This is a genomic window from Hyphomonas beringensis (genome assembly GCF_000682755.1).
Lineage (GTDB): Bacteria > Pseudomonadota > Alphaproteobacteria > Caulobacterales > Hyphomonadaceae > Hyphomonas > Hyphomonas beringensis.
This window is the reverse complement of the sequence record NZ_AWFF01000060.1, coordinates 1-16,191: the sequence shown is the minus strand read 5'-3', so window position 1 is coordinate 16,191 and position 16,191 is coordinate 1. Positions and strand designations below refer to the sequence as shown.

The following is a 16,191-nucleotide window of genomic DNA, read 5'->3' as shown; positions in this document are numbered from 1 at the left end:
GAAAGCCACATTCGAACCGTCGGTACACTCATCGGATTGCAAGTGATATCGTCAGCAGCGGCGAATGCCCCACAGTTCCCGGATTAGGAAGTAACATCGGGAGCATAATCTGAAATTATGGTCCTGCTTACACCGGTTCCATCTGCGAAACGCCAGCCGCTTCATCTACAGGCCAAAAATGTCACCGGTCCTACAGTTTCGCACCTTATCGACCCGGCTTCCGTCCCAGTGGTAGTCAAAATGATCACCCTGAACAGGCACCGTCAGGAGGTCGGGCCAGAAGATCCCCACACATTCCCCTTCCGGGCATCTTACACTCTGGTACAAAATGCCATTCCTGCCTGCTTCCCTTAACTGCCTGCCCAGTTTCTGTGACGGATCGTAGTTATCAGCGTGATGATACTCTGTGAATGGCCGGACATCGCACAGATCAAGATCCATGCTGTTAATCAGAACACGGAACTGAGAGGTCCAGCCTGCCTGCTCTCCGCTGTCCATCATAACTGTACCATGGTGATACGCAACCTCCCGGATTGCGACCTCCTCGCAGTCTCCGGCGCTGTATATTCCGTAATTACCGTCAGTGAACCGTCCCGGACGGTCGGTACTGACATGGACAAACGGCGCCATCAGGTAACTTGCCCCCGGACCACCAACCCGTCGCTCCGGTGGCACAAGATCCAGTCTGCCGATCTGTTCCTGTATCCGAGGATTGGTTTTTGACTCTGCCGATGCCAGCGCTTCCCAGTCCTGAGGATCAGCAATGTCTTCGAACAGATCGATAGGAGGGTGTACAGAACGGATGATCCGGTAGGCATGTGGCCAGTTTACCCGAACCGCACTGATCCGATCACTCACCATCCGCTCCGGGCCGCATCCAGATAGGATCGTACCCTTGCAAGAGAGAATACCCCTCCCTCAGACATTATCTCCAAAGGCGTATGGCCTCCAAAAGCACGATTGGGTTTTCTGATCCAGACATATCCCCGCTCGGGCTCAGAAAACAGATATCGGAGCCCTTTGTGTATACCCATGAGCAAAGACAACCGGGTAGCCAGATCCCGGTCAATGCGCCCCAGCTCACCTGCTTTCCAGCGGGCATAGGTCCGGGCGGCGAGCCCACCCAGGATTTCCCGGGCCTCAGAATCGGATATCCTCCACTTACTGAAAAGTCGTATAACGGCCCGTGCCATTGCTTCAGCTTCTGGCGCAGTAATCTGAGGATCCTCCGGAGAGGCCATTGTACGTGGAATTTCCTGCAGCATTTCATTCTCCTTATGGCGAAATATAGTACCCTTTATGCCATTTGGCAAACATGAAGATCAAAAAGCATCCTTTTCCTGAATTCCCCAGCTTTACGCAAACAAAACCAGAACATACCGTTGACCGGCGGGATAAATGCTGACAAGCTGTCATACATATTCCCTCATAAAGCGAGATTCCCATGGCCAGCGAATTCACCATTCTCCGATGTCAGGCCGGTCTGACGGTCGAACAGCTGGCAAGGGAGCTTGGCTATTCGGAGAGGACGGTATTCCGCTGGGAATCCGGTGAGGTGAAGCCAAAGGCTTTTGTTCTGAAATGGATAGAAGCCCGGGCCCGGGAGGTGCAGGCTTCCCCTGCCCCGGAGACCTTCACCTTCATTGACCTCTTCGCCGGCATAGGCGGCCTGCGTACCGCCTTCGACGAAATCGGTGGCCGCTGCGTGTTCACCAGTGAGTGGGACAAGTACGCTCAGCTGACCTACCAGGCTAATTACCGGGACAACCGGCCGATCGAGGGCGACATCACAAAGATAGATGTGAAGGACATTCCCTCACACGACGTCCTGCTGGCAGGCTTTCCGTGCCAGCCTTTCTCAATTGCCGGTGTTTCCAAAAAGAATGCCCTTGGCCGCTCCCACGGCTTCCTTGATGAAACCCAAGGCACGCTCTTCTTCGATGTCGCCCGGATCATTAAGGCTCATCAGCCAGCCGCCTTCCTGCTCGAGAACGTCAAGAATCTGAAGAGCCACGACAAGGGCCGCACCTTCGAAGTGATCCGCCGGACACTGGAAGACGAACTCGGCTACCAGCTCCACACCCGCATCATCAATGCCAAACACTTCCTTCCCCAGCACCGGGAGCGGATTGTGATGGTGGGCTTCCGGAAAGAGACCGGCTTCCGCTGGGATGATCTCAACCTGCCGCCATTGGGCGAAGTGAAGATGAACAGCATCCTGCACCCCGAGGATGGCTCTGAAGCGGCAGAACCACACTATACAGACGGACCAATGGCGACGGTCAGCGACAAATACACGCTGACCTCTCACCTCTGGAAATATCTCCGCGACTATGCCGCCAAACACAAAGCCGCCGGAAACGGGTTCGGCTACGGGCTTGTTGGTCCGGACGACACCTGCCGGACCCTGTCAGCCCGTTATTATAAGGATGGTTCGGAAATCCTTATCAGCCGCGGCGCACGCAAGAACCCGCGACGCCTGACACCCAGAGAATGCGCCCGCCTGATGGGGTATCCGGACACGTTCCGCATCCCGGTCTCCGACACCCAGGCCTATAAGCAGTTCGGCAACTCTGTTGCCGTGCCGGTGTTCCGGGAAGTTGCCCGCATCATGCGTCCGCACATCCTGCAGCATCTCGCCCCGACAGAAGACATCCCGCTCCTGCGCTATGCCTGATGTCCATGATCGGGCGACCCGCAGCCGAAATATGGCGGCGATTAAGGGTAAGGACACAAAGCCTGAGCTGATCATTCGCAAAGGTCTGCATGCGCGCGGGTTCCGCTACCGTCTGCACGATCGCAAGCTCCCCGGGCGGCCTGATCTGGTCCTGCCGAAATACCACGCCGTGATTTTCGTCAATGGTTGCTTCTGGCACGGCCATGACTGCAACCTCTTCAAGTGGCCAGGCACAAGGCAGGAATTCTGGAAAGAGAAGATCGGCGCTAATGTGGCGCGGGACAGACGTAACTATGCGGCCATCGATGAAGCTGGCTGGCGACGTGTCGTCATCTGGGAGTGCGCCCTGAAGGGCCCGGGCCGAATGGAACCGGGCGAACTTCTCACAAGGGTTGCGGACTGGATCGTATCAGGTGAAAAGATGCTGACCCTTCGTGGCAGCTGACAGGATACTAAGACGTGAAGTTCGGATCCCTTGCCGACCTCTTCCATGGTGCCGGCGCCAAACACCTCACCGAGGTTGAGGTCAATAAGCTCATCTCAAACCAGCACGAGTTTCAGGGGGTAGGAAGCTTCCGGTCCTTTCTCGGAACCCCCGCCGACAAGAAGACCTTCCCGGCGACTTTCATCTGGCTTGATGACACCGAAGGTACGGAAGCTCCCCGCATCGACGCCTTCTGTACCTGGAGCGATGTGCGGCGGGATAATCCGGACCGTAGCCCGGAGTATCATCTCTATTATGCGACCGACAGCGAGCCGGTTGTTCACCGGGCGAAAGCCGGCGACCTGCTCGTCATCGCGCAGAAGAAAGACGGCTCGCTTCTCGTCCTGCTCTCCCCGGCCGGCTCGACCATCGCACAGCAGCTGCTCTGGTTGTTCGGCCTCGACCTGCAGGTCCGCTCCTCGGACACAAAGCTGCTTGACGCGGGCACGGCGACATCTCTGTCACTGGCGGCCCGGTTCATTCTGGATGAACTCGGGATTGAGCCGGAGGAACCGGAACCCGATGCGTTCGACCGACTGGTCGAGACGTTCGGGCTGAAGTTTCCGACGACTGCGGTGTTCTCAGATTTTGCACGCGCCTCCCTGCAGGGGTGCGATCCGGTCGGCGCGCCGGATGATACGCTGCTTGCCTGGATGGAGCATGAAGAAGCCCTGTTCCGGAGGCTGGAACGGGAAATTGTGGCGAAGCGCCTGAAGTCCGGCTTCGTCAATGATGACGGCGCAGACGTGGATGGGTTTCTGTCTTTTTCACTCAGCGTGCAGAACCGGCGGAAATCACGGGCCGGGTTTGCGTTCGGGCATCATGTCGAAGCCATTCTGAAAGCTCATAAGATCCGCTATACGCGGGAAGCGACGACTGAGAAGCGGAATGCGGCGGATTTTCTGTTCCCGGGAGAGGCAGAGTATCAGAAGGCGGATTTTCCGGCAGCGCAGCTTCATATGCTAGCGGTCAAGACGACCCTGAAAGATCGCTGGCGCCAGGTGTTGGCCGAAGCGGACCGGATCAGTCCGAAGCACCTGCTGACGCTTCAGCCGGCGATCTCGGCCGCGCAGACGAATGAGATGCGGGCGCAGAACTTGCAACTGGTTCTGCCAACGCCATTGCATTGCACGTTCCAGGCATCACAACAGGAATGGCTTCTGGGTGTGGGCGATTTTCTGGATCTGGTCAAAACGTGAGCCTTGCTCATTCTGCCCGGCACCAACCACCTGACTCAGACGGACTCCATCAACTCCACTAAAGACATCCCGAACCCCTTTGCCATTTTTGCAAGAATGGGCAGCGTCGGATTCCGGACAGCACGTTCCACAGCCGACACATAGGTTCTGTGTAGCCCTGCGCGGTCTGCAAACTCTTCCTGAGACCAGCCCCGCTCTGCCCTGAGAGCCTTCAGCCTTTTACCAAATCGCTTGCCGACATTGATGGTGCCCAAGCGACGCCGATGCTGCCGATTGATCTACAGTCTATGAGTCTCTTTTTGACTTAAACTCTGCGGGAACCTGAGCAGTAATGAGACTCATCGAATGCAAAAGGAGTTTCCATGCGAATTCATAGATCCCTCGCCGCTGCTCTGCTCGTGGCATTTAGCCTGATCGACCCGATTCTGGCGCCCGCAGCCGAAGCCGCACCTCAGAACGAAAATTCGCAGTCAACCGATACAGATGCCCGCACGGCCTCGACCAAGAAAGTTCCAAAAGGGACCGTCTTCGCAAAGGACTATCCGGACGCATGGCCATGGCCAGCGTACGAAAGCGGGCGACTGCGCTGCTACAATCGCACTTTCAAAAATGTGCGGCGCCCGATCGTTCTGATTAAACTCGGCGGCACGACGTATGGACTAAATGGTACGGCAATAGGTGCTGCTGGCTATCGGGATAGCAGAGAGCTGATGGGACGGGACCAGTTCGGCGCCTATGCAGGCAACAGCGCGCTCTTCATCCAGATGGCGCTTGAACTTTGCAACAAATAGCGAAGCACAGGCCTGCCAACCGTAATCCATGGATACGTGTCACAGGGATTTCACTCCTGATCTGGACAAATCCTGCAGAATGGCTATGTGAGCCCTGCATGGCTGATCAGAAGCCGGACGCAAATTCATACATGGGATTCGCTACAAGTCGCGGCACCCACAGCTCCAGAGGCTCCATGAGAGTGGACGATGGCTGTGGGCGAACGCCTGTCTGTACCCATCCGAACTCCGGGAACCTCCACCCAGGAGAGTCCCATGTCGGAATTCCATTCCGCAGAACAATTGAGACCGAACACGTCGTCTCTGACACATGTGCCAATTGGTGACCTGAACATTCCGAGGCGTCAGCTCCGAAGGCACGCAAAATCACAGATCCGGAAGATTGCCAGAAGCCTCGACACATTCGGATTTGTCAGCCCGATCCTGATCGACCAGCACAACAACGTCATTGCCGGCGTTGCCCGGATACAGGCAGCAAAAGAGCTTGGCCTGATCACAGCCCTGGTGCTCCGCGTCGAGCACCTCAGCGATGAGGAAATCCGCCTCTACCGCATTGCGGACAACCGGCTTGCCGAAGAGGCAGAATGGAACCTCCCGGACCTGCAACAGGAGTTCGGGGATCTGATTGCCCTTGAGCTGGACATTACGATCACGGGCTTTGAGACACCCCAAATCGATATGGTCCTTGTGCCTCCCGGCACAGAAACCGATCCGGCCGATGACATCCAGGCTCTAAGCCCGGACCGGGAGCCGGTCACCCGCGCCGGAGACACCTGGGTGATCGGGCTGCACCGTCTCCACTGCGGAGATGCGCGGGATGCCCTGGCCTATACCGCCCTTCTCAGCGAGGATCAGGTCAAAGCGGTCTTCACGGATCTCCTTACAATGTGCCCGTTGCCGGCCACATGGGTGGCCTTGGCCGCCACAAGCATCGTGAATTCGTGATGGCTTCGGGAGAAATGTCTCCTGAACTGTTCAGCGCCCTGTTGCGAAGCTCGCTGGAAAATGCAGCCACACATGCCGCCAAAGGCGCGGTTCTGTTTGCCTGCATGGACTGGCGATCAATCGACGTCCTCAAACGTGCAGCAGACGCCGCCGGACTTGAAACCCTCAATCTCTGCGTCTGGAACAAAACCAACGGCGCGATGGGATCGCTCTATCGCTCCAAACATGAACTCGTGTGGGTATTCCGGGTTCCGGGTGCAGGGCACACCAATAATGTCCAGCTCGGAAAACATGGTCGCAACCGGACCAATGTCTGGGACTATGCCGGTGCCAATACGCCGGGCAGTGACAGCCATCGCGATCTCGCCCTCCACCCGACCGTAAAACCGGTCGCCCTTATTGCAGATGCCATCCTCGATGTGACGCATCACGGCGACATCGTGCTCGACATGTTTGGCGGGGTCGGATCGACTCTGCTCGCCGCCGAGCGCACCAACCGCATCGCCCGCCTGATCGAGCTCGACCCGCTTTATGTGGATGCCACAATCGAGCGGGTTCGTGAAAACACCGGTCTCGACATACATCTCGCTGCCACGGGCCAGACATTTGAAGAAGTGCGCGCCGAACGGGAAGACGCGGAGCCAGCGTCTCCTGTCCGCTTCCGTCCGCGCGCGGCACGCCTCATGAACGATGGAGGCGCAGATGAGTGTTAGGCAACGCGAACGATCACCCCGGCCCGGAAAAACCTTTGAGGTCGGATATGGCAAGCCACCCAAAGAGCATCAGTTCAGGAAAGGTCAGAGCGGCAACCCAAAGGGACGCCCAAAAGGTTCACACAGCATGCGACCATCATCACGGACAAGCTCAATGAACGCGTGGCCTACACGCAGAATGGGCAGCGCAAAACAGCCACCCGTCGGGAAGTGTTTAGTGAACGCCTTATAAACGATGCCATGATTGGCAAGCCGAACGCCGTCAACAAGTTGCTTCAGCTGAAAGCGGACGTTTCGGCTGAAAAAGAAAGCTCCGGCGCACAATTGCCGACGGTTGATGAAATCGATGCACATGATCGCGCGATCCTTGAGACAGCCAGAACACTTGGAATCCTCCCTTCCGGAGATCCCGCATGACTGACGCAGACCTGATCTGCGCGTTACAGCGCCAGTCGCTTTTCCATTTCGTACACAGGGTCTTTCTGGAACTTAACCCCGGAGGCGAGTTCATACCAAACTGGCATGTCCGGGCAATCAGCATTGCACTTGAGGATGTATATTCTGGCCGCACAAAGAGATTGCTGATTACAGTTCCTCCTCGCCACTTGAAATCCATCTGCGGAACGATCGCATTCCCGGCCTGGGTTCTCGCTCGTGCACCGGAGACCAGGATCATGGTTGCCAGCCACAGTCAGGCCCTGACCAATGAACATTCGAGGCACTTTCGTCAGATTATCGAAGCCCATTGGTACCGCAGACTGTATTCACAGATGCGTATCAATCCCCGCGTAGACCGCAGTGATGAAGTCGCAACCACAAGAGGTGGAACCCGGGTCGCAGTCTCCCGCGGCAGTTCGGCCACAGGCCGAGGGGCCGATATCCTCATTGTCGATGATCTCAATCGGGCAAGTGATACAGTATCAGCAACCGACCGTGAAACCGCCAGCACATTCTTCCGGGAAACGCTCGTCTCACGTCTGAATGACAAGGAGACAGGTGCCATCATTGTTCTGCAGCAACGCGTGCATGAAGACGACATTCCCGGCATTCTGATTAATCAGGGTGGATACCGGCATATAGATCTGCCAGCAATCGCGCGGGAAGCTGGCACCTTCGACCTCGGGTTCGGAGAGGTGCATCACCGTTCTGTTGGCGATCTGCTCATGCCGCAACGGGAGCCCAGGGAGACACTGGAAAACATCAGGTCCGAAATGGGTCCGGCCGCCTTCAACGCCCAATACCTGCAGGATCCGGTCCTTCCAGGCGCAAACGCCGTCAGATGGGAATGGCTCGGGCAGTACGATGTGGCTCCGGAGCGAAACCGCTTCCAGTACATAGTTCAGAGCTGGGATACGGGGTTCTCTGCAGCTTCGAACAGCGATTTCAGCGTCTGCCTGACATTCGGCTATCTCAACGACAACTGGTATCTGCTCGACATGTACCGTCGGCAAAGGGACTTTCCGGATCTCGTCAGCGATGCGCGGCACCTGATCTCCAGATGGGTACCTGACCGCGTGCTGATCGAGAACGCCGCCTCAGGGAAGCCTCTCTTTCAGGAACTCCGCAACCAGTCGAAAATGAGGGAAATATTTGCATTGTCGACACCGAAAGACACAAAGGAAGAGCGGTTGCGTGCGCAGACACAGCGATTGTCGGAAGGACTTATCAAGGTGCCGGCCGAAGCACACTGGCTGGCCTCCTTCCGTCAGGAGCTTCTTGGGTTTCCGAACGCCAGGAATGATGACGTCGTCGATGCCCTCACACAGGCATTGAAGTTCATGAGCAGCCCGCGTGGGCGAAACCTCAATGCCCGGGATCCACGGACCGGGCGGCAGCAGATGTCACGCCGCAGGGACATTAAACGACGCTAATTGCAAGCGATCGGATGAGAATGCAAGCACGACACCTGCGTCCCAAGCCGTCATAGAACGAACCAAGGCGCTGGGTCAGCCCAACTGACGCGTCCTCATAACCCGGATTCAGACTCACTCCCACTGTTCAGTGTGTCTGCAATTTCAGGCAGCGCATCGCAGTCGAGACGCGAAGACAAAGCATCGAGCTGAAGCAATTCAGCGCTCAGATACGGGTGAAACTTCTCAAACATCAAATTCGTTGTGTCAGAAAAAAGATCACGAACATCTCCATTAGATATTCGGCTCAAGGAATCAGATACAGAGAAGTCTACGTCTTTGCCATCCACCTCAAGAAAACCGTCGTATTGCTCAACCTTGAAGCCCTCGGACCTCAATGCGAGTGCCAACGTCCCGGCTTTCACACTGCCGCACCAAACCGCCAATGCTGTGCGACTTTCGCCAAGCGGGACAATCTGCTTGGTCTGAAATCCAAGATTTCTGAAGCTAGATCGCGCCTCGGACAGTAGTTGGATAGCTCTTTGATCGAGATATCTCGGAACAGTGTCGCACTCATAGACCTGTCGCATCTCTTCGATCACCTGGTCATCAATATTACCTGCATCCCCACCGAAGATTGGGGGCCGTCCGGCCCGAGCCGGTTTGACCATGATCGCTTTGTCCAGGTCATCAACCTCGATGATTTCCCATCTTCGACCCGAGAAAATTAGCGTCAGCTTTGGGGCCAGAATCTGATTTACCGGAAGTGTTCCAAGCTGCTTGCCATCATGAATAATGCGGTATTCTTCAGGCGTGTTGAAAACGGCGTAGAAGCTATAATGCTGAACAAGCTTTTCCCCGGTACGACCAAGCAGCAAAAAACCATCATCGATTTGTTCGATTATTGCAGTTTCCGGACTTCCGAGTTGGCGAAGCACCGCAACAAATGTCTTGGGATCAACAGCCGAAAACGGACCTTTTTCGCAGAGGGTCATGTATAGACGTTTAGCGCTGGCACCACCTCTCTCAGCAATGATCGACAGTATCTGGTGAACCAATGTGGAGAGCTGAAGAGCCTCTGGACGCGGAGCTTCGCACCACCCCTGAAGCAGCAATTCAATCATCGCTATGCTGCGTACCAGACCTAATCTCAAGCGGTCTGAAAAATGGGAATCAGCATCTACTGCTGCTTCTATTGCATACTGCCGGAGAGTGGCTGGCTGCCCTTCACGGCGTCCTGATCGGCCCAGACGTTGTCGCAGCGCCGCAACGGTAAACGGCGGGCCGATTTGGGCCACACACACCACATCGCCAATATCTATGCCGAGTTCCAAGGTTGATGTGCAAACAGCGCTGGTAGGCAACGTTTCGTCTTTGAGCCTATGCTCCACGAATTCACGATGCTCTTTGGACAGGCTTGCGTGGTGAGGATAGAACTCCTGCGGAAGATGAGACTCCTCGCATAAAGTTCGCAAACGATCTGCAAACTCTTCTACTCGCCCACGCGAGCCAGCAAAGATCAGGTTGTTAGAACCACGAAGACTCTCAAACAAATGCGATGCTATCGAAGCGTCCGCCGCATCTTCCTCATTGTCCCCCGAAGCAAGGTAGCCGCGCAACTGCAATAATAGTTCAGAATCACCGCCTTCAGCGACAACAGTTTCAACATCTGCTGGCGCATTCGGTCGTAGATAGCCGCGAGCGAGATTGATATTGCCCAATGTCGCTGAAAGGCCAATTCTCCGGATTGGTCTAGAAATGGCTAATTCCAAACGCGCCATTAGAGACCTCAAATGGACGCCACGTTCTGTGTCCAGGAACGTGTGCAATTCATCTATGACGATTGCCTTCGCACCTCCGAAAAGATGCGGAATTGAGGCTCCTTTGTGTATGAAGAGAGCCTCAAGAGATTCCGGAGTTACTAGTAGAATGCCGCTGGGGCTCTTTTCCGCTTTGGCCTTGATGGAAGACGATATGTCCCCATGCCAAGGCGTTATCTGAATTTCAGTTTCTGTGCAGATGTCTTGAAGGCGCCGGGTCTGGTCATTGATCAGAGCCTTCAATGGACCGATGTAGACGATACTAAAACCTTGGGAAGCCCCCATATCTCCATCGAGCACCTGCGAAATGAGTGGCAGAAATGCCGCTTCCGTTTTTCCGCCTGCCGTAGATGCAGAGACAATAAGGTCTTTGTTCGATCCCAGAACGATTTCGGTTGAGCGAGCCTGAATATCGCGCAGTTCTCGCCAGCCCTTATTTCTAATCCATTTCTGGACAGGTCTTGCTAGTTTGTCAAAGGCAGTCATCAAAGTTTGAAGCTGGAAAGCTCATCCCCATCCGCCTTGGGCGTTTCTGCGCTGCCGACTGGATCATCGGAGATGTCGCTGAGATCGTCACCTCCGTCCGGCTGAACTTCCAATTCTTCAATCAAGTCAAACCAATTGGTCCCAGGGTTTTGTTCGAGCACCGACAGCATGTTCACAAATGCGGTCACAGTGTTCCGAGGAGTGCGGAAGTAGGCTTCACCAATTCGCTGCGAGCAGTGCGTCATGAAGGCGTGCAGCGCCTCATCCGGCAACATATTGTTAGCATCTTGCACAACGGCACGAATGTTACTGAGCAGGACGAACAAATCTTCCGGAGTTAAATTGGCAAGGCGAATAACCGGCCCAGAAAGGTCAACGAGCCCGTCTCTTGCAAAGCTGTTCTCACTCAATCGAGATTGCAGCGCTTCGTAGCTATAAAGGCCACGGCGCGTATTCATGAGGAATTCGGGGGTGCCACCAAAGAGGAAGCCCAAGTTTTCCGCGCTTCCCTGTAGTACGTCATTTAAAATGCGAAGGATTTGCTCGTAGTTCGCATTCCTAGCTTTCGAAGAGGTGAGCTTAAACAGGTTCACCATTTCATCGAGTGAAATCAACAGTCCTTTGTAGCCGGCAGAACATACAAAGGCGGACATTAGCTTCAACTGATCATAGACATTCTGGTCGTCGATAATAGTGCGGACACCAAGCGCGGCTCTCGCATCAGTTCGGGTCGCAAACTCGCCGCGAAGCCATCTTAGCGCAGACGACTTTACGTCTTCATCTCCCGTCTCGTGTCCTTCCCAATAACGCCTGATAACAGTCGCAAACTCAAACCCGCCCGTCATTTCTTCAAAATGGGCAAGCCGTCGTCGAATGACTTCGCCGGTCTGCTTTTCCTCCAACTCTGCATCCCGATGGGCCTGACTTACGAACCTTTCAACGATGTTCGCCATCGCCCCACCGTCGGGCTTCGTTCGAGTTGAGAGGTTTCGCGCCATTTCCGCGTAGAGACCTCTCGCTTGACCACCTGTGGCGTAAATTCGGCGATCCGGCGCAAGGTCAGCCGACATAACGACAAGGCCCTTCTCCAATGCCACTAGTCGTATCAGGTTGAGAAAGAAGGTCTTACCCGATCCATACTCGCCAATGATAAAGCGGATAGCGGCTCCCCCGTCAGCCAAGCGCTCCATGTCCTTGACAAGTTCTTCAATTTCCCTGACGCGCCCTACCTGTATGTGCTGAAGACCGAGCTTCGGCACCACTCCCGCCCTGAGAGCTTGGACTATTGTATCGCGCTCACGCCTTTTGATCGTACTCATTCTCAGGCTCCCTGAATTTGTTCTCGTATTTGTTCGGCAACGTCTGGATTCAACTCGTAACCTTCGTATTCCTCGATCAGGAAGTCATCAAAGCGTTCAATGGCCCACTCATTTATTGTCTCAAGTGCACCAGACGACATTAATTCATGACGTTGACAAAGTTCACTGTAGTCGGCCTCGGTCCATTGATTTCGATCCAGAAGAATGCGAACGAAAACTGAAAGCTTGGGGTCCAGGCCACTCAAAAGGCCGCCGCTGGGCGGTTCGGCTGCTTCAGTTGCGTCTTGTCCCGGTTCGTCACCAGCAAAGATTGCCCCCAGAAGGCGGGATACATCAGCCGTTTGTCGCTGCGTTTCATTAATGCGCTCAACATCGAGCTGAACACCGCGAGAGCCCTTGGTTGGAGATTGTTCCGGAATTGCCTCACCAGAGGGGATTCCCTGAGCTTCTCGAACTCTCACAAGCCCGTTGGACATGGAAGCATCATTAAGATCAGCGTATACACTATCGACATCGAGCCCGAGAGCTTTGTAGATTTTCTCGATGCCACCAACTTCTTCCGGCTGAATAACTGAATCTGCACTTGCCATGAAAAGAGCCATTCGACGGAATGCTAGCCGCTCAGCCTCTGTGCTTTCTTTCATCCGCTGGCGGAGAAAAACCATATCGGGAGGAACTGCCAGAAGCCATTTCAGATTTGCAGATAAGCGTATTTTTTCGGACTGACTTAGATCAGGTGCGTTTTGCACCGCCGCTTCAAGTGCAGCCTGTTCAGCGGGCACAACTTCACCATCTGCCTGAGCAACATATGTTCCCAGTGCGATTTCTGCCAGCGCCGACCGATACTCGCTGGAAACTTCCTCGAGCGCAGAAATATTTTCGGGCAACCTGAATACAACGACCGAGTCTTCCGTCTTCGGACTTCTTATTGCGTACCTGGGGTCTGGTGCGATACCAAACCCAAGACGAGCCATCGCATCCGCCGATCCGGTAAAGTGCTTTTTCGCAAGTTTCTCCGGCCTTTCACCCTCAAGCCGCTCGACAAGATCAAGCGCAGGGACAAGTCCGCCCGACCCGATCGCATTTTCCGCCCAGTCTTTGAGGCCGTCCAGTTCAGCAGACGGGAAGTGTGACCATAGCATCGGAGGTAACAGAGCCTGAGCTTCGAGGGAGCCACGACCTTCTGGATTCCGACCGAGGTATCGGCTGAACTTATCAAGCTCATCCATCGAAGCCGAAGCGAGCTTTTGCGCTTCAGTCACTGGTTGGCGAAGACTGGAGACATCTGGCACTGATCGGCCATCTACCAAAATCGGCACTTCAATTTCAAACTCGCCCGAAGCAGCGCGGTACGATGATTTTAGCACCCGTTTAGGTTTCCGGATTTTCATACCATTCGGATATGCAAGATCGAACTTTATCCGGAACAGAGTTTTGAATTCCTCCCAACAGCGAGTGGCGGGTGTTCGAAGGTGCCGCTCAGGGTGACACATGAACCAGCTGAGCAGCCACTCTGCATTTATGGGTTCATCGCGCACAATTTTTGTCCCCAACGACGAACGCAGGGACAGAGGCAAATCATAACCATCATTTTCAAAGATGGGCCCAGATACGGTGACTTCAGACAAGGACACTCTGACAGCATCGATAAATCGATTCAGATAATTTCTGGCAGAATAATTTTCGGCATATGCATTCTTGAGGCGGATGACTTCGGTCAGAATTTCCTGTTTTTCTTCCAGGGGGGCCGCGTCAACGAAAAAGCGACGCTCCAAACCATAGAAGTACAAAAACATGTATCCGACATTATAGCGCGGATCCGAGCGCCCTGTAGCGAGCCAATCCAGGTAGGTGGCGCGTGATCGAGCCGTGATCGAGGAATAGCCTGGCCAGTAGGGTAAGCCGCTACCCTCAAAATCACCCCCGCTATTTCCAACGGCAAGTGAAGGGTCGATATAAGCGCGACAAGGTTCGCCATAGCGGCCAACCTTTGGCGCCGCGCCGACATACACCATCCCGCCAATATTGCGCTTACCAACAGTGGCCGCCTCAACACTTGCCACCCAAGCCTGGCTCTTGGATTTGCCAGGTGCACGGGGCGTCTTAGGGCTGGGCGGGCTGCCCTGATCGATGCCGCTTTGGAGAGGCTGCACCACTAATGGCCTAGCCCCCGAGGCGCCTTCAGAAGGTCGTGCATTGTCGGTCTTGTGCTGCGGCTGCCTGGAAAGTTGGCCTTTCCTTCTTCCGAACAGAAAAAAGAGAAAAAGCCCTGCAGCAACGGCGAGCGTCCAAACCGGCCATTTAGTTCCTTCGCCCTCAACGGGCTGTGGAATGACCTCTACTTCTATTGGGGGAGGTGGATGCCTGACCTGCTCGATGGCTGACAACGTGGCCGCATCTATCTCACCTGTTGCGACAATTTTCTGATCCTCTTGAAATGCCTCAAGGGCGGTCATTGTTTTGGGCCCAATGAATCCATCTGCAGTATCGGACAGGTATCCCTCCTCAATAAGGAAGGTCTGAACGTCCTTTACTTCCGGGCTTTGTGCATAACTGGCCGAAGGCCCCAAATACGCATTGGCAATAGTCAGGCAGACAATCAGAGCATATCGAAAGGAGTTGCAGGACATGTGAGTTTTCGTTGGCTATTGGTTTCACCAACCTCTCACACAATTGCACATTGAAACACAACTTCAAATTTGAGCAACGTTATCCATTATATTCAATGTCTTGTCAGAATATCTTCTCCGTCACACTGAACACATCGACTCTGAATGGGCCCCGCACGCAGGCTTTTTCCACTGCTCCGAGCTCAGCAACGTGGACTTCTGCGTCGACCTGAGCGCACGTCTCCAACATGGACGCAATCGACCAAATCCGCCGCAGGATCATAAAAGTTCTGGAGGCTGCTGAAGATGCCTGCGGGCAGGCCGTAGAGGCTCAGTTGCCTGATCTTCCGGACGACCAACGCCTACAGAAAATCCAATCCCTCGGCAGCCTTCTCGACAAGGCAAAATCACACTGCGACAAAGCCGAGTCCGCCATGCGGGAATATATCCGCTCACAGAGCGAATAGACTGGACTGCCGCCTTATTCCGAGCATTGCTATTCCTGTCGCGGACGACATCTCGAACGCCCGGCAAATCATCGGGCCTTCGGGTCGTGGAAGCACTGATTGCTTCCTCAGACCTGAAAGGAAACCCGATGACCAAACGCAAATCGAACCGCGCCAAACCTAAACCCAAGAACAAGCCTTCGAAGTCAGATCAGCTCAAAAGCCTTCTCGCCAAACCTGACGGCATGACCGCTGAAGCCCTCTCGACGAAGCTCGGCTGGCAGACCCACACAACTCGCGCCGCCCTCACCCGCCTGAAGTAGGCCGGGATTGAGGTGGAAAAGCTCGCCCCTGCAGAAGGCTCGCGCCAATCCCGCTACCGGATGCCCGGAGCGAAGAAATGATGCTCATGGCCGAGCTTCAGGCTCTCTCTCGCACCGATCTGTTCGGTCGTTACGAGCAACTACTCGATGCACCGCCTCCCAAGGGCCTGAGCAGACCCCTGCTCTGTCGGATCGTCGCGTTTGAAACCCAGGCCGCAGAACGCGGCGGCCTGGGCCTTCGTCTCAGGATGCAGCTTCGGTCGATCGCCGATGAAGACGGAACAATTAGTCCTACCGTCCATCTTAAATCCGATGCCCGACTCGTCCGTGAATGGAACGGCGTATCACATGTTGTCGATCGCGTGGGGAATGGCTTCTCCTATCGCGGCAAGACCTACAGATCGCTCTCTGCCATCGCAAAGGAGATAACCGGCGCCAAAAGGTCCGGCCCGCGGTTCTTCGGTCTGAAGGGGGCGGCATGATGAAGCCCGAACGTCGGACAATCCGCTGCGCCATCTATACCCGCAAG

16 protein-coding genes and 1 pseudogene are annotated in these 16,191 nt (G+C 55.0%); 11 read left to right on the top strand and 6 right to left on the bottom strand.

The window, feature by feature from the left end; genetic code table 11:
- Positions 1-165: 165 nt before the first annotated feature.
- Positions 166-861, bottom strand: coding sequence for an RES family NAD+ phosphorylase (locus HY29_RS14105; RefSeq protein WP_034798059.1), 696 nt, complete (start codon positions 859-861; stop codon positions 166-168).
- Positions 855-1,265: an MbcA/ParS/Xre antitoxin family protein gene (locus HY29_RS19905; protein ID WP_034798057.1), complete on the bottom strand. Its 411-nt coding sequence runs from the start codon at positions 1,263-1,265 to the stop codon at positions 855-857. The genes HY29_RS14105 and HY29_RS19905 overlap by 7 nt, the downstream gene beginning before the upstream one ends.
- Before the next feature lie 179 nt (positions 1,266-1,444).
- On the opposite strand from HY29_RS19905, the gene dcm reads away from it, so the two are divergent.
- Genes dcm through HY29_RS14085 form a run of 3 tightly spaced genes read left to right on the top strand, consistent with a single transcriptional unit; the run spans position 1,445 to position 4,360 of the window.
- Positions 1,445-2,677 carry a DNA (cytosine-5-)-methyltransferase gene (gene dcm, locus HY29_RS14095; RefSeq protein WP_034798055.1) on the top strand — a complete coding sequence of 411 codons (1,233 nt, stop codon included), beginning with the start codon at positions 1,445-1,447 and terminating at the stop codon, positions 2,675-2,677.
- 31 nt (positions 2,678-2,708) lie between these two features.
- A complete protein-coding gene (locus HY29_RS14090) occupies positions 2,709-3,122 on the top strand; it encodes a very short patch repair endonuclease (protein ID WP_241765217.1) in 414 nt (137 codons plus the stop codon).
- A 14-nt stretch (positions 3,123-3,136) separates the two neighbouring features.
- On the top strand, positions 3,137-4,360 hold the full coding sequence (locus HY29_RS14085; RefSeq protein ID WP_034798051.1) for a type II restriction endonuclease: 1,224 nt from the start codon (positions 3,137-3,139) through the stop codon (positions 4,358-4,360).
- 35 nt (positions 4,361-4,395) lie between these two features.
- On the opposite strand, the gene HY29_RS14080 is transcribed toward HY29_RS14085, so the two are convergent.
- Complete coding sequence (locus HY29_RS14080) at positions 4,396-4,614, bottom strand: helix-turn-helix domain-containing protein (protein WP_241765215.1); 219 nt, start codon at positions 4,612-4,614, stop codon at positions 4,396-4,398.
- A 108-nt stretch (positions 4,615-4,722) separates the two neighbouring features.
- Here HY29_RS14080 and HY29_RS14075 point away from each other — a divergent pair, with 108 nt between their 5' ends.
- The 5 genes and pseudogenes from HY29_RS14075 (at position 4,723) to terL (ending at position 8,680) form a co-directional block, all read left to right on the top strand.
- Complete coding sequence (locus tag HY29_RS14075; RefSeq protein WP_034798049.1) at positions 4,723-5,151, top strand: hypothetical protein; 429 nt, start codon at positions 4,723-4,725, stop codon at positions 5,149-5,151.
- 255 nt (positions 5,152-5,406) lie between these two features.
- Positions 5,407-6,096, top strand: coding sequence for a ParB/Srx family N-terminal domain-containing protein (locus HY29_RS19620; protein ID WP_206741977.1), 690 nt, complete (start codon positions 5,407-5,409; stop codon positions 6,094-6,096).
- Between the two features lie 14 nt (positions 6,097-6,110).
- Entirely contained in the window at positions 6,111-6,809 is a 699-nt protein-coding gene (locus HY29_RS19615; RefSeq protein WP_206741976.1) for a DNA-methyltransferase, read from the top strand.
- Positions 6,787-7,226, top strand: a pseudogene (locus tag HY29_RS19240) (DUF5681 domain-containing protein). Before HY29_RS19615 ends, HY29_RS19240 begins: the two are co-directional and overlap by 23 nt.
- A complete protein-coding gene (gene terL, locus HY29_RS14060) occupies positions 7,223-8,680 on the top strand; it encodes a phage terminase large subunit (RefSeq protein WP_051601552.1) in 1,458 nt (485 codons plus the stop codon). The pseudogene HY29_RS19240 and the gene terL overlap by 4 nt, the downstream one beginning before the upstream one ends.
- Positions 8,681-8,775: 95 nt before the next feature.
- Here terL and HY29_RS14055 read toward each other — a convergent pair whose 3' ends face one another.
- From HY29_RS14055 to HY29_RS14045, 3 genes are read right to left on the bottom strand one after another with little or no spacing between them, the layout of a single operon-like run.
- Positions 8,776-10,968 (bottom strand): DEAD/DEAH box helicase, encoded by a 2,193-nt coding sequence (locus tag HY29_RS14055; RefSeq protein ID WP_034798046.1) that lies wholly within the window; start codon positions 10,966-10,968, stop codon positions 8,776-8,778.
- Positions 10,965-12,284 carry an ATP-binding protein gene (locus tag HY29_RS14050; RefSeq protein WP_034798044.1) on the bottom strand — a complete coding sequence of 440 codons (1,320 nt, stop codon included), beginning with the start codon at positions 12,282-12,284 and terminating at the stop codon, positions 10,965-10,967. Before HY29_RS14050 ends, HY29_RS14055 begins: the two co-directional genes overlap by 4 nt.
- Positions 12,285-12,286: 2 nt before the next feature.
- Positions 12,287-14,914 (bottom strand): TerB N-terminal domain-containing protein, encoded by a 2,628-nt coding sequence (locus HY29_RS14045; RefSeq protein ID WP_081811413.1) that lies wholly within the window; start codon positions 14,912-14,914, stop codon positions 12,287-12,289.
- 227 nt (positions 14,915-15,141) lie between these two features.
- Here HY29_RS14045 and HY29_RS14040 point away from each other — a divergent pair, with 227 nt between their 5' ends.
- From HY29_RS14040 to HY29_RS14035, 3 genes are all read left to right on the top strand, one after another.
- Positions 15,142-15,360: a hypothetical protein gene (locus HY29_RS14040; protein ID WP_034797390.1), complete on the top strand. Its 219-nt coding sequence runs from the start codon at positions 15,142-15,144 to the stop codon at positions 15,358-15,360.
- Between the two features lie 128 nt (positions 15,361-15,488).
- Positions 15,489-15,662, top strand: a complete 174-nt coding sequence (locus HY29_RS18950; protein ID WP_081811412.1) for a DUF3489 domain-containing protein — start codon at positions 15,489-15,491, stop codon at positions 15,660-15,662.
- 86 nt (positions 15,663-15,748) lie between these two features.
- Positions 15,749-16,144 (top strand): DUF2924 domain-containing protein, encoded by a 396-nt coding sequence (locus HY29_RS14035; protein WP_206741974.1) that lies wholly within the window; start codon positions 15,749-15,751, stop codon positions 16,142-16,144.
- Positions 16,145-16,191: the final 47 nt, after the last annotated feature.

What these genes read in the sequence shown, in the direction of transcription:
- HY29_RS14105 (WP_034798059.1), bottom strand. Translation starts at nt 861, where the DNA reads ATGGTGAGTGATCGGATCAGTGCGGTTCGGGTAAACTGGCCACATGCC.
- HY29_RS19905 (WP_034798057.1), bottom strand. Translation starts at nt 1,265, where the DNA reads ATGCTGCAGGAAATTCCACGTACAATGGCCTCTCCGGAGGATCCTCAG.
- dcm (WP_034798055.1), top strand. Translation starts at nt 1,445, where the DNA reads ATGGCCAGCGAATTCACCATTCTCCGATGTCAGGCCGGTCTGACGGTC.
- HY29_RS14090 (WP_241765217.1), top strand. Translation starts at nt 2,709, where the DNA reads ATGGCGGCGATTAAGGGTAAGGACACAAAGCCTGAGCTGATCATTCGC.
- HY29_RS14075 (WP_034798049.1), top strand. Translation starts at nt 4,723, where the DNA reads ATGCGAATTCATAGATCCCTCGCCGCTGCTCTGCTCGTGGCATTTAGC.
- HY29_RS19620 (WP_206741977.1), top strand. Translation starts at nt 5,407, where the DNA reads ATGTCGGAATTCCATTCCGCAGAACAATTGAGACCGAACACGTCGTCT.
- HY29_RS19615 (WP_206741976.1), top strand. Translation starts at nt 6,111, where the DNA reads ATGTCTCCTGAACTGTTCAGCGCCCTGTTGCGAAGCTCGCTGGAAAAT.
- terL (WP_051601552.1), top strand. Translation starts at nt 7,223, where the DNA reads ATGACTGACGCAGACCTGATCTGCGCGTTACAGCGCCAGTCGCTTTTC.
- HY29_RS14050 (WP_034798044.1), bottom strand. Translation starts at nt 12,284, where the DNA reads ATGAGTACGATCAAAAGGCGTGAGCGCGATACAATAGTCCAAGCTCTC.
- HY29_RS14045 (WP_081811413.1), bottom strand. Translation starts at nt 14,914, where the DNA reads ATGTCCTGCAACTCCTTTCGATATGCTCTGATTGTCTGCCTGACTATT.
- HY29_RS14040 (WP_034797390.1), top strand. Translation starts at nt 15,142, where the DNA reads ATGGACGCAATCGACCAAATCCGCCGCAGGATCATAAAAGTTCTGGAG.
- HY29_RS18950 (WP_081811412.1), top strand. Translation starts at nt 15,489, where the DNA reads ATGACCAAACGCAAATCGAACCGCGCCAAACCTAAACCCAAGAACAAG.
- HY29_RS14035 (WP_206741974.1), top strand. Translation starts at nt 15,749, where the DNA reads ATGGCCGAGCTTCAGGCTCTCTCTCGCACCGATCTGTTCGGTCGTTAC.